This is a genomic window from Sphingomonas sp., assembly GCF_031372575.1.
Classification (GTDB): Bacteria; Pseudomonadota; Alphaproteobacteria; order Sphingomonadales; family Sphingomonadaceae; genus Sphingomicrobium.
Genome location: NZ_JANMLM010000037.1, coordinates 59,209 through 78,493 on the forward strand (window position 1 = coordinate 59,209; position 19,285 = coordinate 78,493).

The 19,285-nt window shown below is 63.7% G+C and carries 21 protein-coding genes; 7 read left to right on the forward strand and 14 right to left on the reverse strand.

Features of this window, described 5'->3' with window-relative positions:
• Positions 1-21 precede the first annotated feature (21 nt).
• Positions 22-690 (forward strand): uracil-DNA glycosylase, encoded by a 669-nt coding sequence (locus RMN73_RS02940; RefSeq protein ID WP_309601823.1) that lies wholly within the window; start codon positions 22-24, stop codon positions 688-690.
• A complete protein-coding gene (locus RMN73_RS02945) occupies positions 683-1,177 on the forward strand; it encodes a GNAT family N-acetyltransferase (protein WP_309601824.1) in 495 nt (164 codons plus the stop codon). The genes RMN73_RS02940 and RMN73_RS02945 overlap by 8 nt, the downstream gene beginning before the upstream one ends.
• On the opposite strand, the gene aguB is transcribed toward RMN73_RS02945, so the two are convergent.
• Positions 1,174-2,022, reverse strand: a complete 849-nt coding sequence (aguB, locus tag RMN73_RS02950; protein ID WP_309601825.1) for an N-carbamoylputrescine amidase — start codon at positions 2,020-2,022, stop codon at positions 1,174-1,176. The genes RMN73_RS02945 and aguB overlap by 4 nt on opposite strands.
• On the reverse strand, positions 2,019-3,005 hold the full coding sequence (locus RMN73_RS02955) for an agmatine deiminase family protein (protein WP_309601826.1): 987 nt from the start codon (positions 3,003-3,005) through the stop codon (positions 2,019-2,021). The genes aguB and RMN73_RS02955 overlap by 4 nt, the downstream gene beginning before the upstream one ends.
• A gap of 131 nt (positions 3,006-3,136) precedes the next feature.
• Here RMN73_RS02955 and RMN73_RS02960 point away from each other — a divergent pair, with 131 nt between their 5' ends.
• Entirely contained in the window at positions 3,137-5,113 is a 1,977-nt protein-coding gene (locus RMN73_RS02960) for a S9 family peptidase (RefSeq protein WP_309601827.1), read from the forward strand.
• 62 nt (positions 5,114-5,175) lie between these two features.
• Here the strand turns inward: RMN73_RS02960 and rpsD are convergent, their stop codons facing one another.
• The 7 genes from rpsD to rpiB all read right to left on the reverse strand — a co-directional run bounded on the left by rpsD (position 5,176) and on the right by rpiB (position 10,009).
• Entirely contained in the window at positions 5,176-5,790 is a 615-nt protein-coding gene (gene rpsD / locus RMN73_RS02965) for a 30S ribosomal protein S4 (protein WP_309601828.1), read from the reverse strand.
• A 158-nt stretch (positions 5,791-5,948) separates the two neighbouring features.
• Entirely contained in the window at positions 5,949-6,212 is a 264-nt protein-coding gene (locus RMN73_RS02970; RefSeq protein ID WP_309601829.1) for a hypothetical protein, read from the reverse strand.
• A gap of 186 nt (positions 6,213-6,398) precedes the next feature.
• Positions 6,399-7,463 carry a TrmH family RNA methyltransferase gene (locus RMN73_RS02975; RefSeq protein ID WP_309601830.1) on the reverse strand — a complete coding sequence of 355 codons (1,065 nt, stop codon included), beginning with the start codon at positions 7,461-7,463 and terminating at the stop codon, positions 6,399-6,401.
• Positions 7,464-7,529: 66 nt separating this feature from the next.
• Positions 7,530-8,021, reverse strand: coding sequence for a transcriptional regulator NrdR (nrdR, locus tag RMN73_RS02980; protein WP_309601831.1), 492 nt, complete (start codon positions 8,019-8,021; stop codon positions 7,530-7,532).
• 1 nt (position 8,022) lies between these two features.
• Entirely contained in the window at positions 8,023-8,238 is a 216-nt protein-coding gene (locus RMN73_RS02985; RefSeq protein ID WP_309601832.1) for a hypothetical protein, read from the reverse strand.
• Between the two features lie 8 nt (positions 8,239-8,246).
• The gene (gene glyA / locus RMN73_RS02990; RefSeq protein ID WP_309601833.1) at positions 8,247-9,563 is read right to left on the reverse strand and encodes a serine hydroxymethyltransferase; all 1,317 of its coding nucleotides are present in this window, start codon (positions 9,561-9,563) and stop codon (positions 8,247-8,249) included.
• Complete coding sequence (gene rpiB / locus RMN73_RS02995) at positions 9,563-10,009, reverse strand: ribose 5-phosphate isomerase B (protein WP_309601834.1); 447 nt, start codon at positions 10,007-10,009, stop codon at positions 9,563-9,565. Before rpiB ends, glyA begins: the two co-directional genes overlap by 1 nt.
• A 16-nt stretch (positions 10,010-10,025) precedes the next feature.
• Between rpiB and RMN73_RS03000 the strand changes: the two genes are divergently transcribed.
• Positions 10,026-10,547 carry a DUF3429 domain-containing protein gene (locus RMN73_RS03000; RefSeq protein ID WP_309601835.1) on the forward strand — a complete coding sequence of 174 codons (522 nt, stop codon included), beginning with the start codon at positions 10,026-10,028 and terminating at the stop codon, positions 10,545-10,547.
• Here the strand turns inward: RMN73_RS03000 and hemA are convergent.
• Both hemA and murI read right to left on the reverse strand, forming a co-directional pair.
• Positions 10,544-11,764: a 5-aminolevulinate synthase gene (gene hemA, locus RMN73_RS03005; protein WP_309601836.1), complete on the reverse strand. Its 1,221-nt coding sequence runs from the start codon at positions 11,762-11,764 to the stop codon at positions 10,544-10,546. The genes RMN73_RS03000 and hemA overlap by 4 nt on opposite strands.
• 53 nt (positions 11,765-11,817) lie before the next feature.
• The gene (murI, locus tag RMN73_RS03010; protein WP_309601837.1) at positions 11,818-12,615 is read right to left on the reverse strand and encodes a glutamate racemase; all 798 of its coding nucleotides are present in this window, start codon (positions 12,613-12,615) and stop codon (positions 11,818-11,820) included.
• Between the two features lie 76 nt (positions 12,616-12,691).
• Here murI and plsY point away from each other — a divergent pair, with 76 nt between their 5' ends.
• Genes plsY through topA form a run of 3 tightly spaced genes read left to right on the forward strand, consistent with a single transcriptional unit; the run spans position 12,692 to position 16,955 of the window.
• Positions 12,692-13,294: a glycerol-3-phosphate 1-O-acyltransferase PlsY gene (gene plsY, locus RMN73_RS03015; RefSeq protein ID WP_309601838.1), complete on the forward strand. Its 603-nt coding sequence runs from the start codon at positions 12,692-12,694 to the stop codon at positions 13,292-13,294.
• The gene (gene dprA / locus RMN73_RS03020) at positions 13,291-14,379 is read left to right on the forward strand and encodes a DNA-processing protein DprA (RefSeq protein WP_309601839.1); all 1,089 of its coding nucleotides are present in this window, start codon (positions 13,291-13,293) and stop codon (positions 14,377-14,379) included. Before plsY ends, dprA begins: the two co-directional genes overlap by 4 nt.
• A gap of 56 nt (positions 14,380-14,435) precedes the next feature.
• Positions 14,436-16,955: a type I DNA topoisomerase gene (gene topA / locus RMN73_RS03025; RefSeq protein WP_309601840.1), complete on the forward strand. Its 2,520-nt coding sequence runs from the start codon at positions 14,436-14,438 to the stop codon at positions 16,953-16,955.
• On the opposite strand, the gene RMN73_RS03030 is transcribed toward topA, so the two are convergent.
• From RMN73_RS03030 to coaBC, 3 genes are read right to left on the reverse strand one after another with little or no spacing between them, the layout of a single operon-like run.
• A complete protein-coding gene (locus RMN73_RS03030; RefSeq protein ID WP_309601841.1) occupies positions 16,861-17,634 on the reverse strand; it encodes a HesA/MoeB/ThiF family protein in 774 nt (257 codons plus the stop codon). The two genes, topA and RMN73_RS03030, sit on opposite strands and share 95 nt — an antisense overlap.
• The gene (gene dut / locus RMN73_RS03035; RefSeq protein ID WP_309601842.1) at positions 17,631-18,071 is read right to left on the reverse strand and encodes a dUTP diphosphatase; all 441 of its coding nucleotides are present in this window, start codon (positions 18,069-18,071) and stop codon (positions 17,631-17,633) included. Before dut ends, RMN73_RS03030 begins: the two co-directional genes overlap by 4 nt.
• On the reverse strand, positions 18,068-19,273 hold the full coding sequence (coaBC, locus tag RMN73_RS03040; RefSeq protein WP_309601843.1) for a bifunctional phosphopantothenoylcysteine decarboxylase/phosphopantothenate--cysteine ligase CoaBC: 1,206 nt from the start codon (positions 19,271-19,273) through the stop codon (positions 18,068-18,070). Before coaBC ends, dut begins: the two co-directional genes overlap by 4 nt.
• Positions 19,274-19,285 lie beyond the last annotated feature (12 nt).

The window sequence follows — 19,285 nt, forward strand, 5'->3', positions numbered from 1 at the left end:
GCGCTCGCCTAGGCTGGGGCGATGCAATGCGCTACCCCCGCCGAACTGTCGCCGCTGCCCAACGCTGAGGCACCGCGCGATTGCCCGCTGTGCCCGCGACTAGTCGCACTGCGCGCATCATGTGATGCGGAACATCCTGGCTGGTGGAATGCGCCGGTGCCGGCTTTTGGCGATCCGCAAGCGTGGCTGGCGATTATCGGGCTGGCGCCAGGCAAGCATGGCGCGAACCGCACGGGGCGGCCGTTCACCGGGGATTATGCGGGGGAATTGCTCTATGCCACGCTGAATAAATTCGGTTTGAGTACAGGAAGTTATGGGCAGAACCGGAGCGACGGGCTCAAGCTCACCGGCGCGATCATCATCAACGCGGTCAAATGCCTTCCTCCGCAAAACAAGACGCTGCCCGCCGAGGAAGCCAATTGCCGCCCGTTTCTGATGGAAGCGATTACCAGCCTGCCCAATCTCACTACCTTCGTCGCGCTCGGCAAGGTAGCGCATGATAGCCTGTGCCGAAGCTTCGGTGTGCCGCTGGCCAAAGCCAAGTTTGCGCATGGCGCGGTGCATACGCTGCCTGGCGGGCTGCGGCTAATCGATAGCTACCATTGCAGCCGCTACAACCAGAACACGCGGCGGCTCGACGCAGCGATGTTTGAGGCGGTGTTTGCCGCCGCTGTAGCGCACCATGGCTGACGCGATCAGCACCGAACGGCTGCTGCTCCGCCGCGCGACGATGGCCGATGCGCCCGCGATGTTTCGCATCTTGAGCGACGCGCGGGCCATGCGATACTGGTCTTTCCCGGCGCATCAAGAAATCGCGCAGACTGAGGCATGGCTACAATCGATGGTCGAAGCCGACCCCGCCATCAGCGACGATTTCATCATGACGCGCGACGGCGCGGTACTGGGCAAGTTCGGTGCGTGGCGGCTGCCCGAGTTCGGTTTTCTGCTCGACCCTGCAGAATGGGGCAAGGGCTATGCAAGCGAGTCGCTAACGGCCTTCATCGGCCGCCGCCGTGCGCTTGGATCAACCAAGCTCACCGCCGATGTCGATCCACGCAACCTGCCATCGCTTAGGCTGCTCGAGCGCCACGGCTTCACCGAAACCCACCGTAAGAAGCGAACTTTCCAAATTGGCGAGGAGTGGGTCGACAGTATCTATCTTGCGTTGAGGCTTTAAACGTCTTTCACCAACCGCCCGTAAAGCTCGGGTCTGCGGTCCCTGAAAAACCCGAACGCGGCGCGGTGTTTTTTCGCCGACGTTAAGTCGACTTCCGCCACAAGCACCCCGGTTTCCTCCGCGCCGAATTCCGCCAAAATGTCGCCGCGTTCGTCGCAAATAAAACTGTGTCCGTAGAAGCGCTGGCCGCCTTCGGTGCCAATGCGATTGGCGGCGACGATCGGGACGACGTTCGACACCGCATGGCCGATCATTGCGCGTCGCCACAGGCGGCTTGTGTCGAGCTCGGGATCGTGCGGTTCGGTGCCGATTGCGGTCGGGTAGAATAATATTTCGGCGCCCATCAGCATCATAGATCGCGCGACCTCGGGATACCATTGGTCCCAGCAGATGCCGACGCCCAATGTGGTGCCCGCGCCCTCCCACACCTTGAAGCCGGTGTTGCCGGGGCGAAAATAGAATTTCTCCTCATAGCCGGGGCCGTCGGGAATGTGGCTCTTGCGATAAATGCCAGCGATCTTCCCATCTGGATTGATCATCGCGAGGCTATTGTAATGATGCTGGCCGTCGAGCTCGAAGAAACTGGTCGGGATCCACAGCTTCAGCTCGGCCGCGAGCGCCTGCATCGCGATCACCGAGGGATGCTGCGCGGTCGGCCTGGCAGTGGCGAATTGGTCTTCATCCTCGACCCGGCAGAAGTAGGGGCCTTCGAATAATTCGGGTGGCAGGATAACCTCAGCGCCCTTGCCCGCGGCCTCGCGGACGAGGTCGGAGACGTTCGCGATGTTGGCGGCGCGGTCCTCGGTGAAGGCAAGCTGCAGCGCGGCGACGGTGAGTTTGGTCATTTGGGCACCTGCTGGCTGATGCAGTGGAAGCTGCCGCCGCCGGTCAGTAGATGGTCGGCGCGCAGGCCGACGACCATGTGGTCGGGGAAGATGTCCTGCAGCGCTTCGACCGCAGCGGAATCATTGGGTGCGCCATATTGCGGGACGACGACGGTGGCGTTGCCGATAAAAAAGTTCATGTAGCTCGCTGGGACGGTTTCTCCGTCGCGCTCAACCAAGCCCGGCGAAGGGATGGCGACCACCTCGAGATCAGCGTCGAGCAAGGCCTCGGCGGCGTCGGCGTATGCGGGCGCATTGGGATCATCCTCGACCGCCTCGGGAATGGCGACGCGGCCCGGCGCGACGAACCGCGCGAGATTGTCGACATGGCCATCGGTATGATCGTTGATCAGGCCGTCGCCGAGCCAGATGATGCGGGTCGCGCCAAGATCAGTGCCAAGCCGCGCAAGCACTTCATCCTTGCCGAAACCGGGGTTGCGGTTGGGGTGGAGCAGGCATTGCTCGGTGGTCAAGAAAATGCCGCTCCCATCGCCGTCGATCGCCCCGCCCTCGAGGATCCAGTCGGCCTTGGAATAGTCCAGTCCGGCTTCGGCGGCGAGCCGCGCGCCGATGCTGTCGTCGCCGGCAAGCTCATATTTTCCGCCCCAGCCGTTGAAGCCGAAGCCCTGCGCGCGGCGCCCCATCCCTTTACCGCCGGCGGTACCGAGGATGATCGGCCCGGTATCACGCAGCCAGATGTCGCCGAACGGCTGGACGATGATCTTGGCGAACGGGCACAGCTTGCTGGCGGTCTCGGCGCTCGCCGGATCGGCCGCGACCAGCCACACCTGCTCGCCCGCACCATCGGCATGGATCGCGGCGGCGAAGGCGGCAACTTCGGCCTGCGCCGGTACGAGGTCATCCTCCCACAGCAACGAGTCGCTGGGGAAGCCAATCCACACTGCCTCGTGCGGCGCCCATTCGGGGAGGGGAGCTGATGTCATAGGTCGGGCGACTAACAGCCTGTCGCGCGCCCGCCAAGGCGGCTTGCAGTGTGTGGCGCGCCCGCCAAGGCGGCTTGCATTGTTGCATGCTTCGTGGATTCATAAGGGCGCCGAACATTAAGGGGGTTACCATGTTGCGTTATTCACTGGGTGCGTTGTTTGCAGCGACCGCCATCATTCCGCTTGCCGCCGCGCCAACCGTGCCACTGGCGCAAGATGCCCGCATCTTCGGCAAGCGCGAAAGCATGTGGGCTCCGGACATTTCGCCGAGCGGCAACAAAGCGGTGATGATGCTTGGCGGTCCGGCCGGGCTGAGCGTGGTCAAGGTGATCGACCTCACCACCGGCGTGGCGAAGAACATCCTTGGATCGAAGGACAGCCGCGAGAGCCTCAACTGGTGCGAGTTCGCAAGCGACGATTTTCTGATTTGCAATTATTCGGGCAATTCGCGGCTCGACGGCGAGCTCGTCCCGTTTTCGCGGATGGTGGTGGTATCGACCGACGGCAGCAATTTGCGCCAGCTCGGCCAGAAGGCGTCCGATCGCGATGCCGGCCTGCGCCAGTTCGACGGGCGGATCATCGACTGGTTGCCGCAGCAGCCCGGCGCGGTGCTGATGGCGCGAAACTATGTCCCTGAAACGGCTGCGCTGGCGACCAGCGCGTCGCGCGCGAGCAAAGGCCTGGGTGTCGACCGGATCGACCTTGCGACGATGAAGTCCACGCCAGTCGAAAGCCCCAAGGATGCGGTCAGCGAATATCGTACCGACGGCCAGGGCAATGTCCGACTGCAGATCGTCGATGATAGTTTTGACGACCAGCTGACCGGCAAGTCGCGGTCCAAATATCGCAAGCTGGGATCGCGAACATGGGAGCCGCTCGGCCAATATGGAGGCAATGCGGCGACCGACATTTATCCGCTGGCGATCGAGGGGCAGACCAATTCGGTCTATGTGCTCAAGGCGCTCGGCGGCCGCGATGCCTTGTATCGGATGGCGCTCGACGGGACCGGAACGCTGACCAAGATCGCCGCCAATCCCAATGTCGATATCGAGGGCATCGTCCGCCTCGGCAAGGGGCAGAAGATTATCGGCTACACCTATACCGACACCCAGAGCCGTGTGTCCTATTTCGATCCCGAGTTTCAGAAATTGTCGGCTTCGCTGGGCAAGGCGCTGGTCAATTTCCCGCTGATCGGCATTTCGGGGGCGAGCGCCAACGGGCAGAAAATCCTGATTTCGGCCGGTTCCGATAATCATCCCGGCGCCTATTATGTGCTCGATCGCACGACCAAGAAAATGCAGGAATTGGCGATCATCCGGCCTGATCTCGAAGGGCGGAAGCTGGCGACGGTCAAGTCGATCAGTTACGCCGCAGCCGACGGTACCAAAATCCCCGCTTACTTGACGCTTCCGGCAGTTGGCACGGGCAAGAATTTGCCGGCGGTGGTGTTGCCCCACGGCGGCCCGAGTTCACGCGATGTGTGGGGGTTCGACTGGCTGGCGCAATATTTCGCGGCGCGCGGCTATGCGGTGATCCAGCCCAATTATCGCGGATCGACCGGTTTCGGTGCCGAATTCCAGAACAAGAATGGCTGGATCAACTGGCGCACCGCAATGTCCGACATTGGCGATTCAGCGCGTTACCTGGCCAAGGAAGGCATTGCCGATCCGGCGCGGATGGCGATCGTTGGCTGGTCCTATGGCGGCTATGCAGCGCTCCAGTCAGCGGCGATCGAGCCCAATCTGTACAAGGCGGCGGTGGCGATCGCGCCGGTGACCGACCTCAACATGCTCAAGAAGGAAAATGAGAATTTTACCAGCGGCCGGATGGTCAGCCAGTTCATCGGCAGCGGGCCGCACCTGATCGAAGGATCACCGTTGCGCAACGTAGCGAAGATCAAGGTTCCGGTGCTGATGTTCCACGGCGATTATGACATCAACGTCGGAATCGCGCAGAGCGAGAAGATGGAATCCGCGCTGCGCGGTGCCGGGGCGAAAGTCGAATTCATTCGCTACCCCGGGCTCGACCATCAGCTCGACGACAGCAATGCCCGGGCCGACATGCTCAACCGCATCGGGATCGCGCTCGAAGGCGCGATCGGTCACTAGGGTAAACGAAAAGGGCGGCCCCATAAGGGACCGCCCTGTTACTTCGGCCAGACCGTGAGGTCTTAGCGCGAGTAGAATTCGACCACGAGGTTGGGTTCCATCCGCACCGGATAGGGCACTTCGTCGAGCGTCGGGACGCGCGCGAAGGTGACCTTGGCCGTGCCATCGACCGCAACATATTCGGGGATATCGCGCTCGGCGAGGCCTTGCGCTTCCATCACCAGCGCCATCTCCTGCGCCTTGGGGCCGAGCTCGATGATGTCGTTCACATCGCAGCGGCGCGAGGCGACGTTGCACTTGATGCCGTTGACGCGGATGTGACCGTGGCTGACCAGCTGGCGAGCGGCCCAGATGGTCGGCGCGAACTTGGCGCGATAGACGATCATGTCCAGACGGCGCTCGAGCAGGCCGATCAGGTTCTGGCTGGCGTCGCCCTTCATCTTGGCGGCGTGCTGGAAGGTCTGGCGGAACTGCTTCTCGGTGACGTCGCCGTAATAGCCCTTGAGCTTCTGCTTGGCGCGCAGCTGAAGACCGAAGTCGGAGACCTTGCCCTTGCGGCGCTGGCCGTGCTGGCCGGGGCCATATTCGCGGCGATTGACCGGGCTCTTGGGCCGTCCGAAGACGTTTTCGCCCATGCGGCGATCGAGCTTATACTTGGCGCTTTTGCGCTTCGACATGATGATACTCCAATTGCGATGCGCCCGAAGGTGCGAAATTTCCGGAACCGCGCTACGTCCCGTTGCCAGGGGCAGGACCACCGCTTCACCGGAGTGCGGGGTCAATTGCGAAGGGCGCGCCTAGCCGAGGTGGCGCAGATGGTCAAGGAGCGGCCTGACTAACCAGGGCTGCGGCCCGCGCTTCCCTCGTCCATACCGCCAGGACCGGTTGACTGATTCTGGCTTTCGCGAGCGGCTTCCTGGGCTTCCTTCTCCGCCAATTCCCATTGGCGCGCAGTGCCACAAACGCGTCGCACGGCCAGGCGGCTTCCGGTCACCTTGAGCGATTTACAAACCAGTTTCGGTTTTTCCGGCGGCGATTGAAATGTCGATGTTGCGGCTGTTTGAACTGCGATCAAGGCCACCATTACGATGATTGACATGATTTCTCACCTTTTGAAGGGTCGATGCGGCGCCATATCCTGGAATCTTGGCAGCGAACGCAGTCCGGCCAATGACTCTGGTGGTCTTTCGGCCTGATGGCGGATTTCGTTACAATCAGCCTGCATAATGTGCCGCCGGTCAAGATCGCGGCTTTTGATTCCGTAGCCAGAAACCGTGAAGAGCGGCTAGCGCTTGCTGCCCTTGGCGATCGAGCGAAGCATGCCGCGCAATGCGCGCACCTCGCGGCTCGACCAGCCCGGCTTGGTCAGCAGGGTGCGCAGGGTCAGCTTGCTGACCTCGGTGCGGTCAGGGGGGAAGTAATAATTTGCCGCCTCGAGCGCGGCATCGACCTGCCCGACCAGCCCCTCGACCTCGAATTGCGGGGCAGGCGGCTCGACGTCCTTGAAGGTCGGCTGGGCAAGCGGCTGGCTGCGTGACCATTCGTAAGCGAGCAGAATCACCGCCTGGGCCAAATTGAGGCTGCCAAATTCGGGGTTGATCGGAACTGTGACGATGGTCCCGGCGAGCGCGACATCCTCAGTCGCGAGCCCCGATCGCTCAGGGCCAAACAGGATCGCGCTGCGGCCTTGCCCGGCGTGAATCTCGGTCGCCATTTCGGCCGGGCCGATGACGGGCAGCACGAGCTCGCGGCGGCGGACGGTGGAGGCGAACACCTGCGTGCAATCGGCGACGGCGTCAGCGACGGTGGCAAAGACCTTGGCTTGTTCGAGCACTCGGTCTGCGCCACTTGCCGTTGGGCCAGCATCCGGGTTGGGCCAGCCGTCGCGCGGGGCGACGAGGCGAAGCTCGGTCAGCCCGAAATTGAGCATGGCGCGCGCGGCCTTGCCGATGTTCTGGCCGAGTTGCGGGCGGACGAGGATGATGATTGGAGGAAGGGCGGTCGTTTCATCCCGATTTCCCGAGCTTGGTCGAGGGACTGTGCCGAGCGCAGCCGAGGCCCTTTGCTTTCGCTCGGAAGGCGGCACCGCAGCCTTGCTCAACCGCTGCCAGTCTTCGGCAATAAGCGCTTCCTTTTTCTCGCGTGACCAATTTTTGATCCGTGTCTCGGCAGATTGCGCCTCCGCCCGTGTCTCAAATGCTTCCGACCAGAGCAACTCGATCGGGCGGCGTTCGAAAGTGTAGCCGCGAACCGCGCCTGATTGATGCTGATCGATGCGCCGATGAAGATCATCAGTGTGGCCCGTATAGTAGCTGTTGTCGGCGCAGCGAAGGATGTAGGTGAAGAACATTCTGCGCTCATAGGGGCTCGGCTTCGCTCGCCATAGTCCCTCGTCTTCGCTCGGGAAAACGGTGGGCTAGATTAGCTTGTCCAGCAGTCCCGGCCCGTCCGGCGGCATCGGCGCACCTTCCACGGCCTCTGCAATTTCGGCGAAGTCGCCGGCTTCGGTGAAGTCCTTGTAGACCGAGGCGAATCGGATGTAGGCGACTGGGTCGAGGCTCTTCAGGCCGAACATCACCAATTGGCCGATCATGTCGGTGGTGACCTCGTCGCCGCTTGTTTCGAGCCGGCGCTGAATGCCGCTCGCCATCTGCTCGATCTTGTCCGACTCGATGCTCCGCTTGCGGCAGGCGTGGCCGATCGCGCGCTCCAGCTTGGCGCGGTCGAACGGTTCGCGCTTGCCATCTTTCTTGAGCACGGTGAGATCGCGCAACTGAACCCGCTCGAAGGTAGTGAAGCGCGCCCCGCAACCGGCGCATTCGCGTCGGCGGCGGATTGATGCGGCGTCCTCGGACGGACGGCTGTCCTTTACCTGGCTGTCTTCATGGGCGCAAAACGGACAGCGCATGTCAGCGTTTGATGCGCAGCCACAAGGCGATCGCGGCGCCGCCGATCAATCCGATCGGGATCGTGATTACGGGCAGAATCGCGGCCACGACGCCCAGCGCTGCCCCGCCGAGGACCGGCTTGGCCGAGGGGTGCGACAGGCCTTCGCGCGCGATGCCTTTGATTTCCGCTGTCGCGCGGCTGATCATGCCGGGATCTTGATCGTTGGGTTGGGTCATGATGCGGTTCAATCCTGATAGATGGGGAAACGGGCGCACAGCGCGCGGACGCGGCGGTTCACATCGGCTTCGATCGCCCGATCGCCGTCACCACCGCCCTTGGCCACGCCAGCGAGCACATCCGCAACCATGTCGCCAATCTCGGCGAACTCGACCTCGCCGAACCCGCGCGTGGTGCCGGCGGGCGAGCCGACGCGGATTCCGCTGGTTTGCATTGGGGGCAGCGGGTCGAACGGAACGCCATTCTTGTTGCAGGTGATGCCGGCACGCTCGAGCGCTTCGTCGGCGTCCTTGCCGGTGATCCCGATCGGACGCAGGTCAACCAAGGCAAGATGCGTGTCAGTGCCGCCAGCGACGAGATCGGCGCCGCGCTCCTTCAACCGTCCGGCGAGCGTCTGGGCGTTCTTGATCACCGCCTTGGCATACGTCTTGAAGCCGGGTTCGAGCGCCTCGCCGAACGCGACGGCCTTGGCTGCGATGACATGCATCAGCGGTCCGCCTTGCAACCCCGGGAATACCGCCGAATTGATCTTCTTGGCGATCGCTTCATCATCGGTCAGCACCATGCCCCCGCGCGGCCCGCGCAGCGTCTTGTGGGTGGTGGTGGTGACCACATGGGCGTGGCCGAACGGGGTCGGATGCTCGCCCGCCGCGACCAGCCCGGAGAAGTGCGCCATATCGACCAGGAACGTCGCCCCGACCTCGTCGGCAATAGCGCGGAACCTGGCGAAGTCGATGTGCCGCGGATAAGCCGATCCGCCGGCGATCAGCAGGGTCGGGCGATGCTCTTTCGCCAGCGCTTCGACCTGGTCGAAATCGATCAGATCATCGTCGCGGCGGACGCCGTACTGCACCGCGTTGAACCATTTGCCCGACATCGCCGGTCTGGCACCGTGGGTCAGGTGACCGCCCGCGTCGAGGCTCATCCCAAGGATCGTGTCCCCGGGCTTGGTCAGCGCCAGCATCACCGCGCCATTGGCCTGCGCGCCGCTATGAGGCTGGACGTTGGCGAAACCGCAGTTGAACAATTGCTTGGCGCGGTCGATTGCCAGTTGCTCGACAATGTCCGACGGCGCGCAGCCCTGGTAATAACGGCGACCCGGATAACCTTCGGCATAGTTGTTGGTCAGCACCGACCCCTGTGCTTCGAGCACCGCGCGGCTGACGATATTCTCCGACGCGATCAGCTCGATCTGGGTCTGCTCGCGCAATAGTTCGGCGGCGATCCCGGCAGCAACAGCTGGGTCGGCATCGGCCAGGCTGCGGGTGAAGAAGCCGTCGGGCTGGACGTCGGATAAAAGGGCAGGTTCGGCAAGCGTGGCCATCAGCAGTTCACCTCTTGGGGATGGTTGAGCATATCGACCCGCCGCTCGTGGCGGCCGCCGAGGAAATCGGTAGAGAGGAACGCGGTGACACACGCCTTGGCCATGTCGATTCCGACTAGCCGCGCGCCGAGCGCGATCGCGTTGCAGTCATTATGCTGGCGGGCGAGGGTAGCCGACAGCGGCTCGGCGACTTGCGCACAGCGGCAAACCGGGTTGCGGTTGGCGGCGATGGCAACGCCGATGCCCGACCCACAGATGGTGATCCCGCGCTCGGCCCGGCCATCGGCCAGTGCCTCCGCGAGTGCGGCGCCAAAGCGCGGATAATCGACGCTTTCGGCCGAGTTGGTGCCAAGATCGATAATCTCATGCCCGACCTCAGCCAGCCAGGCGGCGAGCAGGTCCTTGAGTTCGTAACCGGCGTGATCGGCGGACAGAGCAATGCGCATGGTGATCATTTAGGCGATGCTCACCGGATTCGCCACCCCGCGCTACATCTTCACGAGTCCCGCGGCGCACCTTACATCGACCCGCATGACCACCCCCGCCAACATGCCATTCAACGTCGCCGCGCTCGGTTATGCAGGGCTGCTCCCGCCTGCGCTGCTGCTCATTCTCGACAAGCTGTTGTTTGGTAATCATCCGCCGATATTATCGGCCTTCGTGCCAGTTTATGCTGCGCTGGTCTTTTCGTTCCTTGGCGGCTGCTGGTGGACGTTTGCCCTGCGCGAGGACAAGCCGAGTACGACCTTGCTGGTCATGGGCGTATTGCCCACGATCCTCTGCTTCGGACTGATCTGGGCGGCGTATGTGCTTGGGCCGGTGCCTGCGACGCTGATCCTGGCAAGCCTGATTGCACTATCGCCGCTGGCCGACGCGCTGCTCAACATCCCTTCCCTGGTGCCGCAGTGGTGGATCCGCCTGCGCTTCCACTTGTCGATGGGGCTGGCGGCGCTGACCGCTCTGTCGGTGTATCGCGCCCTTTAGGCTGCGCGGCGCTTTTCCAGCTCAAGGCGGTCCCAGATTTCGACCAGTGCGCCGGACAGCTCGTCCATCATCGCCTCGTCGTGCATCGGGCCGGGTGTGAAGCGCAGGCGCTCAGTGCCGCGCGGGACGGTCGGGAAATTGATGGGCTGGACGTACAGGCCATATTCGGCGAGCAAGATGTCGCTGATGCGCTTGGCCTTGACCGGGCAGCCGACCAGCAGCGGCACGATGTGGGTCACGCTCTCCATCACCGGCAGCCCCGAGTCGCGAAACTTGGCCTTGAGCATCGCTGCGCCTGCCTGCTGCGCCGCACGCTCCTCGCCCGATGCCTTGAGGTGGCGGACGCTGGCAAGCGCACCGGCGACCAGCACGGGCGACAGGCTGGTGGTGAAGATGAATCCCGGCGCATAGCTGCGGATGCAGTCGATGACGTCGGTGTCGGCGGTGATGTAGCCGCCCATCACGCCAAATGCCTTGCCCAGCGTCCCCTCGATGATCGTCACCCGGTCGGCGACCCCGTCACGTTCCGAAATGCCGCCACCGCGCGCACCGTACATCCCAACCGCATGCACTTCGTCGAGATAGGTCAGCGCGCTATATTTGTCGGCTAGGTCGCAGATGGCGGCGATCGGCGCGACGTCGCCGTCCATCGAATAAACGCTTTCGAACGCGATCAGCTTGGGCGTCTCGGGATCTTCCTCGAGCAATAATTGTTCAAGATGGGCGAGATCATTGTGGCGGAAGACGCGCTTATCGCAGCCGCTATTCTTGATCCCGGCGATCATCGACGCATGGTTCAACTCATCGGAAAAGATCACGCAGCCGGGGAGCAATTTGCCGAGCGTCGACAGCGCCGCCTCGTTCGAGACATAGCCCGAGGTGAACAGCAACGCCGACTGCTTGTCGTGAAGGTCGGCGAGTTCACTTTCGAGCTGGATGTGGAGATGGGTGTTGCCGCCAATATTGCGCGTCCCGCCCGATCCCGCGCCAACCTCGTGGAGCGCGGTCTCCATCGCCTCGATCACCGCCGGGTGCTGGCCCATGCAGAGGTAATCGTTCGAGCACCACACGGTGATCGGCTTGGGGCCGTTGTGACCGTGGAAGCATTGGGCGTTGGGATAGCTGCCCTTGGTGCGCAGGATGTCGATAAAGACGCGATAGCGCCCTTCGTCGTGCAGCCGGTCGATCGCCGCCTTGAAGATGCGTTCATAATCCACGGTGCGCCCATTATCGCCCACTGCACGGGAATGCCATTGCGAACGACTCGCAATTAGTTGTGAAATGAGACGATGCTGGTGAGGCCGAAGCGGGCGAGCGAGGCGGAGAGGGCGGGCGAGGGGGGTGCGCCGGTGAAGACGGCAATGCTTTCGGGCGCTTTGTCGGGCCAGGGTTGGCCTTGGGTAAGCGATGAAATGCGGTTGGCGATGCCGGGGCCGCCGTCGACGAACGTCACGCCGGGCATGGCCACGCTCAATTCCTCGATCAGCAACGGAAAATGGGTGCAGGCGAGGACGATGGTGTCGATTTCGTCGCCGCGCGGCTGGTCGAGCATTGGACGAATTGCGTCCTCGATCGCCTCCGGGCCGATCGCCTCGCCCGCCAGTTTGGCCTCGGCGATCGCCACCAGATCGGGCGATCCGTGGCGGATGACGGTGCAATCGGCGGCGAAGCGTTGCGCGAGGTCGTCGACGTAAGGCTGGCGGACGGTCGCCTCGGTCCCGAGCACACCGATCACCCGGCTTCGGCTGAGCGCGGCGGCGGGCTTGATCGCCGGGACGGTGCCGACGACCGGGATATCGAGCGCCGCGCGGACATGATCGAGCGCGATGGTCGAGGCCGTGTTGCAGGCAATCACTACGAGGCGCGGGCGAAATTGATCGACCATGCGGCCGAGCAATTTGGGAAGTCGCTCGGCCAGTTCGGCGTCGGTCTTGGTGCCATAGGGATAACCAGCGCTGTCGGCGACGTAGACAATCGGTGCCGTCGCGATCAGCGCCCGCGTCGGCCCCAGCACCGACAGTCCGCCAACCCCCGAATCGAAGAACAGCAAGGGGGCGGCGGGGCTCATCGTTCGGTCTTGGCGCGCTGCCGGTGCACTCGCAACCCGTCATTGCGGCAAGGATGGGTTCTGCTACTCATTGCGCATGTCGACCCCAATCCTCCTTGCGCTTGCTACCGGTTACTTGCTCGGGTCGATCCCGTTCGGGCTGCTGCTGACGCGCCTATCGGGGCGGGGGGATTTGCGCGAGATCGGGTCGGGCAATATCGGCGCGACCAATGTGCTTCGTACCGGCTCGAAATGGCTGGCGGCGGCAACATTGTTGCTCGACGTGGCCAAGGGCGCGGCTGCGGTTCTCCTGGCGCTCCATTTCTGGCCGGAGGGGGTCAAGATGGCGGCCGCCGGGGTACTGCTTGGCCATCTCTATCCGGTGTGGCTGAAATTCCGGGGCGGCAAGGGCGTGGCGACGGTGCTCGGCATCCTTATTCCTCTCAGCCCGCAGGCGGCGATGGTTTATGGCATAGTCTGGCTTGGCTTGCTCCTGTTGGTCAGGATCTCGTCCGTGGCGGGAATGATCGCGGTCGCCAGCGCGCCGGTCTCGGTGAAGGTCTTCCAGCAAGACTATTACTTTCCATTGTTCCTGTGCATCGCACTGCTGGTGATCTGGAAACATAAAGACAATATCCGCCGACTGATTGCCGGCACAGAGCCGCGCGTCGGCCAGTCCAACGAAGAGCGCGCGGCTTGAGCGGCGACTTGCTGGCGCGGCTGCGGCTCGTTCGATCGCCGGGCATCGGGCCGGTCACGTTTCGCCAACTGCTGGCGCGGTTCGGCGGGGCGGAGCAAGCGCTTGCGGCGGTTCCCGATCTTGCAGCGCGAGGCGGCGGGCGAGCGCCAACCCTGTTCAGCGAAAGCGCCGCCAAGGTCGAGATTGATCGCGTGGAAAAGCTCGGCGCGCGCTATTTGTCGCTCGGCCAGGGGCTGTATCCGCGCGCGCTGGCCGAGTTGTCGGATGCGCCGCCATTGCTAACCGTGATGGGCAATCAGAACCTCCTCGACCGGCCGCTGGTGTCGATTGTCGGTGCGCGCAATGCCAGCGCTGCCGCCTGCCGCTTCGCCCGCGGGCTGGCGCATGAACTTGGCCGCGAAGGCGTGGTCGTCGTTTCGGGGCTGGCGCGGGGGATCGACAGCGCAGCGCATGACGGATCGCTCGACAGCGGCACCATCGGGGTGGTCGCGGGCGGGATCGACGTTGCTTACCCGCCCGAGAATGCCGACCGCCAGCGGGCGATGGGCGAGCGTGGGCTGGTGGTCGCCGAAATGCCGCCGGGCACCGAGCCGAGGGCGCGCCATTTCCCCTATCGCAACCGGATCATCGCCGGTTTGTCGCAGGCCACCGTGGTCGTGGAAGCGGCCCCCAAATCGGGATCCTTGATCACCGCGCGGCTGGCGGGGGATATGGGGCGCGAGGTGATGGCGGTGCCCGGATCGCCGCTCGACCAGCGCGCACAGGGTTGCAACCAGCTGATCCGCGACGGCGCAACCTTGATCCAGAATGCCGCCGACGTGATGGAAGGGCTGCGGACGATGACCGGCAAGCTCGCTTCGCCGAGCTACCCGTTCGATCATCAGGCCGAAGCGATGCCGATGGAGGCGCCGACCGAGCTTCGCCAGCGGATCCTCGAATTGCTCGGCCCGTCGCCCGCGCCGGTCGACGAGATCGTCCGGTTGTCCGGAGCCGAGCCCGGAGAAGTTCAACTCGTGCTGCTCGAACTCGACCTCGCCGGGCGGCTGGAGCGGCACGCGGGTGGACGGGTCAGCTTGACCGCTTGACGGGGCGATTCAGGGCGAAGCACCATACGCGTACGTACACGTAAGGAATCCAGCGCTTGAAACTCGTCGTCGTCGAATCGCCCGCCAAGGCCAAAACCATCGAAAATTATCTCGGCCCAGGCCATCGCGTGCTGGCAAGCTATGGCCATGTCCGCGATTTGCCGCCCAAGGATGGGTCGGTCGATCCCGACGCTGGCTTCGCCATGCTGTGGGAGAATTATCCCGACAAGGCCAAGCAGTTGAAAGCGATATCGGATGTCGCGAAGACCTCCGACACGTTGATCCTGGCGACCGATCCCGATCGCGAAGGGGAGGCGATCAGCTGGCACGTCCAGGAAGTGCTGCGGAAGAAGAAACTGCTACCCGCTGACGTCCAGCGGGTGACCTTCAACGCGATCACCAAGGCAACTGTCACCGAGGCGATGAAGCATCCGCGCGCACTCGATGAGGATCTGATCGACGCTTACCGTGCTCGCCGCGCGCTCGATTATCTGGTCGGCTTCACCTTGTCGCCGATCCTGTGGCGCAAGCTGCCCGGCGCGAAGTCGGCGGGACGCGTGCAATCGGTCGCGCTCAGGATTATCGTCGATCGCGAGCGCGACATCGAATTGTTCAAGCCGCAAGAATATTGGTCGGTTGTCGCCAGCTTCGAATCCGATGCGACGGCGTTCACCGCGCGGCTGGTGGCGCTCGACGGAAGCAAGATCGACCGGCTGACAATCGGCGATAAGGGCAGTGCCGACGCGGCCAAGAAGGTGATCGAGGATGGGCGCTTCACCGTTGCCTCGGTCGAGACCAAGCCGTTTACCCGCAACCCACCGCCGCCGTTCACCACCTCGACGCTGCAGCAGGAAGCGGCGCGCAAGCTCGGCTTCGCAGCCAGCCACACGATGCGGCTCGCCCAGTCGCTCTACGAAGACGGCCTGATCACTTATATGCGGACTGACGGGGTACAGATGGCGGGCGAGGCGATCTCGGCCGCGCGCAAGGCGATCGCCGACCGGTACGACGCCGGTTTCGTCCCCGACAAGCCGCGCCATTACACCAGCAAGGCCAAGAATGCGCAGGAAGCGCATGAGGCGATCCGGCCGACTGAATTCAACAAGGACAAGGGCGGATCGGGTGACCATGCGCGGCTCTACTCGCTGATCTTCAACCGCGCCTTGGCAAGCCAGATGGCGTCGGCGCGGCTCGAGCGGACGATTGTCGAACTGACCGACGGGGCAGGGCGGGCGACGTTGCGCGCGACGGGTCAGGTGACGCTGTTTCCGGGCTATTTGACGCTGTACGAGGAAGGGTTCGACGACAAGGAAGATGAGGATGGTGGCAAGATGCCGCCGCTGCGCAAGGGCGACGCGCCGGTTAAAACCGGGGTCGAGGCGACGCAAAGCTTCACCCAGCCGCCGCCGCGCTTTTCCGAAGCGTCGCTCGTCAAGCGCTTGGAAGAGCTCGGGATTGGGCGCCCGTCGACCTATGCCGCGACGCTCCAGACGCTCAAGGATCGGGAGTATGTTCGGCTCGAGAAAAACCGCTTCTATCCCGAGGAAAGCGGGCGGTTAGTGACGGCTTTTCTCGAGCGATTTTTCGAGAAATACGTCAGTTTCGATTACACTGCGGAGCTTGAGAACGAGCTCGACGACGTCTCCGGTGGCCGTCTTAACTGGCAGAAATTGCTCGAAGATTTCTGGAAGGACTTCAAGCCCAAAGCGGGCGAGGTGATGGAGCAAAAGCCATCCGAGGTAACCGCTGCTCTGGACGAGTTCCTCGCCCCGTTCCTGTTCCCCGACAAGGGCGACGGCAGCGATCCCCGGCTATGCCCATTGTGCGGCACCGGGCGGCTCGGGCTGCGCGGCGGGAAATTTGGCGCGTTCGTTGCCTGCTCCAATTATCCCGAGTGCAAATTCACCCGCCAATTCGGGCAGGGCGGCGATGCCGCGGCGGCAAGCGGGCCGACCGAACTTGGCAATGGGATAGAGCTCAAGACCGGGCGTTTCGGGCCGTATCTGGAACGCGACGGCAAGCGATCGTCGATCCCCAAGGATGTGCCGCAGGACGGCATGACGCTCGAGACCGCCGAGCAATTGCTGTCGCTGCCACGCGAGGTCGGAATGCACCCCGAAACCGGGCTGGCGATTACCGCGTCGATCGGTCGATATGGGCCGTATCTGGTGCATGACGGGAAATATGCGCGGCTGAAGTCGACTGCGGAAGTATTCGAGACCGGGATGAACGCTGCGGTGGTCAAGCTGGCCGAAGCCGAAGCATCCAAGGGCCAGCGTGGCGGGGGCGGTCGCGAGCCGCTTGCAATGCTTGGCACGCATCCCGAAAGCGGCAGCGAAATCAAGGTGATGGAGGGCAAATATGGCCCTTACGTCACCGACGGGACGACCCACGCGACCTTGCCCAAGACAGCCGATCCGGCAGCGGTGACGCTGGAGGAAGCGATCATCCTGATCAACGAGAAGGCCGCCAAGGGCCCGATTAAGAAGAAGGGGCGGAAGGCACCGGCGAAGGGTGGCCGCAAGACCGGCAAAGCGGGTCCGAAGAAATCTTCAGCTGGCGCCAAGAAAGCGTAAGCCCGTCGAACAAATGCAGCTTCCCCGCCGGGTCGTCGCCGATGGCGGTGATCAAGCGGATGGCGATCAGGGCGGCGAAGCTGCCGACCGTCGCGGTCAGCGCACCGAGGACTCCGAGTTCGGTGCAATTATCGCAGTCGTCGGCGTCGAAGGCATCGCCGACGAAACAGCGATAGCAGGGGCGCGCGCTGAACAAGGCGACCTGGCCCTGGAATTGCTGCGCCGCGGCCGACAGCAAGGGAAGACCCAGCGCGACGCAAGTGTCGCTGACCAGCAGCCTGGTGGCGAAATTGTCCGTGCCGTCGATAACGAGATCATGGCCGTCGAGGAGGTCGGCGACGTTGGCGGCGTCGATGCGTTCGCCGATGGCCGTGACGGTGACGTGCGGGTTGCGGGCAAGGACGAAATCGCTGGCAAGCCTGACCTTGGCCATGCCGACTTCGGCGCTGCGATAGATTGGCTGGCGCTGCAGGTTGGACAGCTCGACCCGGTCGCCATCGATGATCGTCAATTGGCCGATGCCCGCGCCGGCCAGCGCCGGAATCAACGCCGCGCCGATCCCGCCGGCACCGACGATCGCAACGCGCGCGGCCTTGAGTTTGAGCTGCCCCGCGCCGCCGACCTGTGGCAGGACGATGTGCCGCGCGTAACGGTCGAGTTCGTCGTCGCTAAGTGTCACTGACCGGTTGAGCCAAAACCGCCCGCGCCGCGATGGGTATCGTCGAGTTTTTCAACTTCGTCGAAGCTCGCCAATGTTACGGCGGCCGGGACGAGTTGGGCAATGCGGTCGCCACGGCGGATCGCGAACGCCTCGCTGCCATGGTTGATGAGGAGGATCTTCAACTCGCCGCGATAGTCGCTGTCGATCGTACCGGGTGTGTTGGGCACTGAAATGCCGTGCTTGAAGGCGAGGCCCGAACGTGGGCGGACCTGGATTTCATAACCATCGGGAATGGCGACGCGAAAGCCCGTCGCAACCGCGTGACGCTCGCCGGGCGCGAGGTCGATATCTTCGGCCGCGACGACATCCATGCCCGCTGCGCCGGGGGTGGCGTAGCTCGGCAAGGACAAGCCGTCGCTGTGGGGCAGGCGGGCGATCTGGATGCGGATAGTCACTTAAGCTCCTCGATGATCCGGGCGATCAGCTGGCGCGCAACATCGTCCTTCGACGCTTCGGGCCAATCCTCGACCCCGGCAGCGGTGATCAGGTGAACCTGGTTGCGCGCGCCGCCCATTACGTCGCCGGAAACATCGTTGGCGACGATCCAGTCGGCGTTTTTGGCGGTACGCTTGGCGGTAGCGTTGGCGACGACATGGTCGGTTTCGGCGGCGAAGCCGATCAGCAGGCGCGGGCGGTCGGGGCTTTGGCCGAGCGTGGCGAGAATGTCGGGATTGGCGACGAACTGCAGTGCTGGCGGTCCGGCCGATTTTTTGAGCTTGGTCGGCGATGCCTCGACCCGCCAGTCGGCAACCGCAGCGACCAAGATCGCGACGTCGGCGGGGAGGGAATTGGCGACCGCCTCGGCCATTTGCTGCGCGGTCTCGACGTCGATGCGGGCGACCCCGCCGGGGCTGGGGAGGGCGACCGGACCAACGATCAGCGTGACTCGCGCTCCTGCCTGCGCGGCGGCGGCGGCGATGGCGAAACCTTGTTTGCCGCTGCTGCGGTTGGCGATGACGCGGACGGGGTCGATCGGTTCATGGGTCGGGCCGGCGGTGACCAGGATGTGTCGTCCACTGAGCGGTCCGTCCCCGACCGGCAAACGTCCTTCGACCGCGCTCGGGACAAGCGGCAGTTGCGTGATGAACGTCAGGATATCATCCGGCTCGGGCAATCTTCCCGGGCCATATTCGCCGCAGGCCATCGGGCCTTCGTCGGGATCGATCACGGTGATTCCGCGGGCGCGCAGGGTGGCGATGTTGGTCTGGGTCGCCTGGTGCTGCCACATGCGGACGTTCATTGCGGGGGCGATGATTACCGGCTTATCGGTGGCGAGGAGCAAGGTGGTGGCGAGATCGTCGGCGATGCCTGCGGCCATCTTGGCAATCAGGTCGGCGGTAGCCGGGCAGACCAGCACGAGATCGGCGGCGCGGGACAGCTGGATGTGGCCCATTTCGGCCTCGTCCTTCAAATCCCACAGCGACGTGTAGACCGGGCTTTCGGCGAGTGCCGCGAGGCTCATCGGGGTGACGAAATGCGCGCCGCCCGCGGTCAGCACGGGGGTCACGTCATGCCCTGCTTTGCGCGCACCGCGGATTAGCTCGGCGGCTTTATACGCTGCGATTCCGCCGCCGACGATGAGGAGGAACTTTGCCATCCCCGGCGACTA

Bases quoted from the DNA above. Each gene is read 5' to 3' on its own strand.
- RMN73_RS02960 (WP_309601827.1), top strand. From the start codon at position 3,137: ATGTTGCGTTATTCACTGGGTGCGTTGTTTGCAGCGACCGCCATCATT.
- RMN73_RS02945 (WP_309601824.1), top strand. From the start codon at position 683: ATGGCTGACGCGATCAGCACCGAACGGCTGCTGCTCCGCCGCGCGACG.
- RMN73_RS02975 (WP_309601830.1), bottom strand. From the start codon at position 7,463: ATGTTCTTCACCTACATCCTTCGCTGCGCCGACAACAGCTACTATACG.
- RMN73_RS02970 (WP_309601829.1), bottom strand. From the start codon at position 6,212: ATGTCAATCATCGTAATGGTGGCCTTGATCGCAGTTCAAACAGCCGCA.
- rpiB (WP_309601834.1), bottom strand. From the start codon at position 10,009: ATGCGCATTGCTCTGTCCGCCGATCACGCCGGTTACGAACTCAAGGAC.
- RMN73_RS02985 (WP_309601832.1), bottom strand. From the start codon at position 8,238: ATGACCCAACCCAACGATCAAGATCCCGGCATGATCAGCCGCGCGACA.
- rpsD (WP_309601828.1), bottom strand. From the start codon at position 5,790: ATGTCGAAGCGCAAAAGCGCCAAGTATAAGCTCGATCGCCGCATGGGC.
- murI (WP_309601837.1), bottom strand. From the start codon at position 12,615: ATGAGCCCCGCCGCCCCCTTGCTGTTCTTCGATTCGGGGGTTGGCGGA.
- RMN73_RS03000 (WP_309601835.1), top strand. From the start codon at position 10,026: ATGCTCACCGGATTCGCCACCCCGCGCTACATCTTCACGAGTCCCGCG.
- aguB (WP_309601825.1), bottom strand. From the start codon at position 2,022: ATGACCAAACTCACCGTCGCCGCGCTGCAGCTTGCCTTCACCGAGGAC.
- RMN73_RS02955 (WP_309601826.1), bottom strand. From the start codon at position 3,005: ATGACATCAGCTCCCCTCCCCGAATGGGCGCCGCACGAGGCAGTGTGG.
- coaBC (WP_309601843.1), bottom strand. From the start codon at position 19,273: ATGGCAAAGTTCCTCCTCATCGTCGGCGGCGGAATCGCAGCGTATAAA.
- plsY (WP_309601838.1), top strand. From the start codon at position 12,692: ATGTCGACCCCAATCCTCCTTGCGCTTGCTACCGGTTACTTGCTCGGG.
- nrdR (WP_309601831.1), bottom strand. From the start codon at position 8,021: ATGCGCTGTCCGTTTTGCGCCCATGAAGACAGCCAGGTAAAGGACAGC.
- glyA (WP_309601833.1), bottom strand. From the start codon at position 9,563: ATGGCCACGCTTGCCGAACCTGCCCTTTTATCCGACGTCCAGCCCGAC.
- RMN73_RS02940 (WP_309601823.1), top strand. From the start codon at position 22: ATGCAATGCGCTACCCCCGCCGAACTGTCGCCGCTGCCCAACGCTGAG.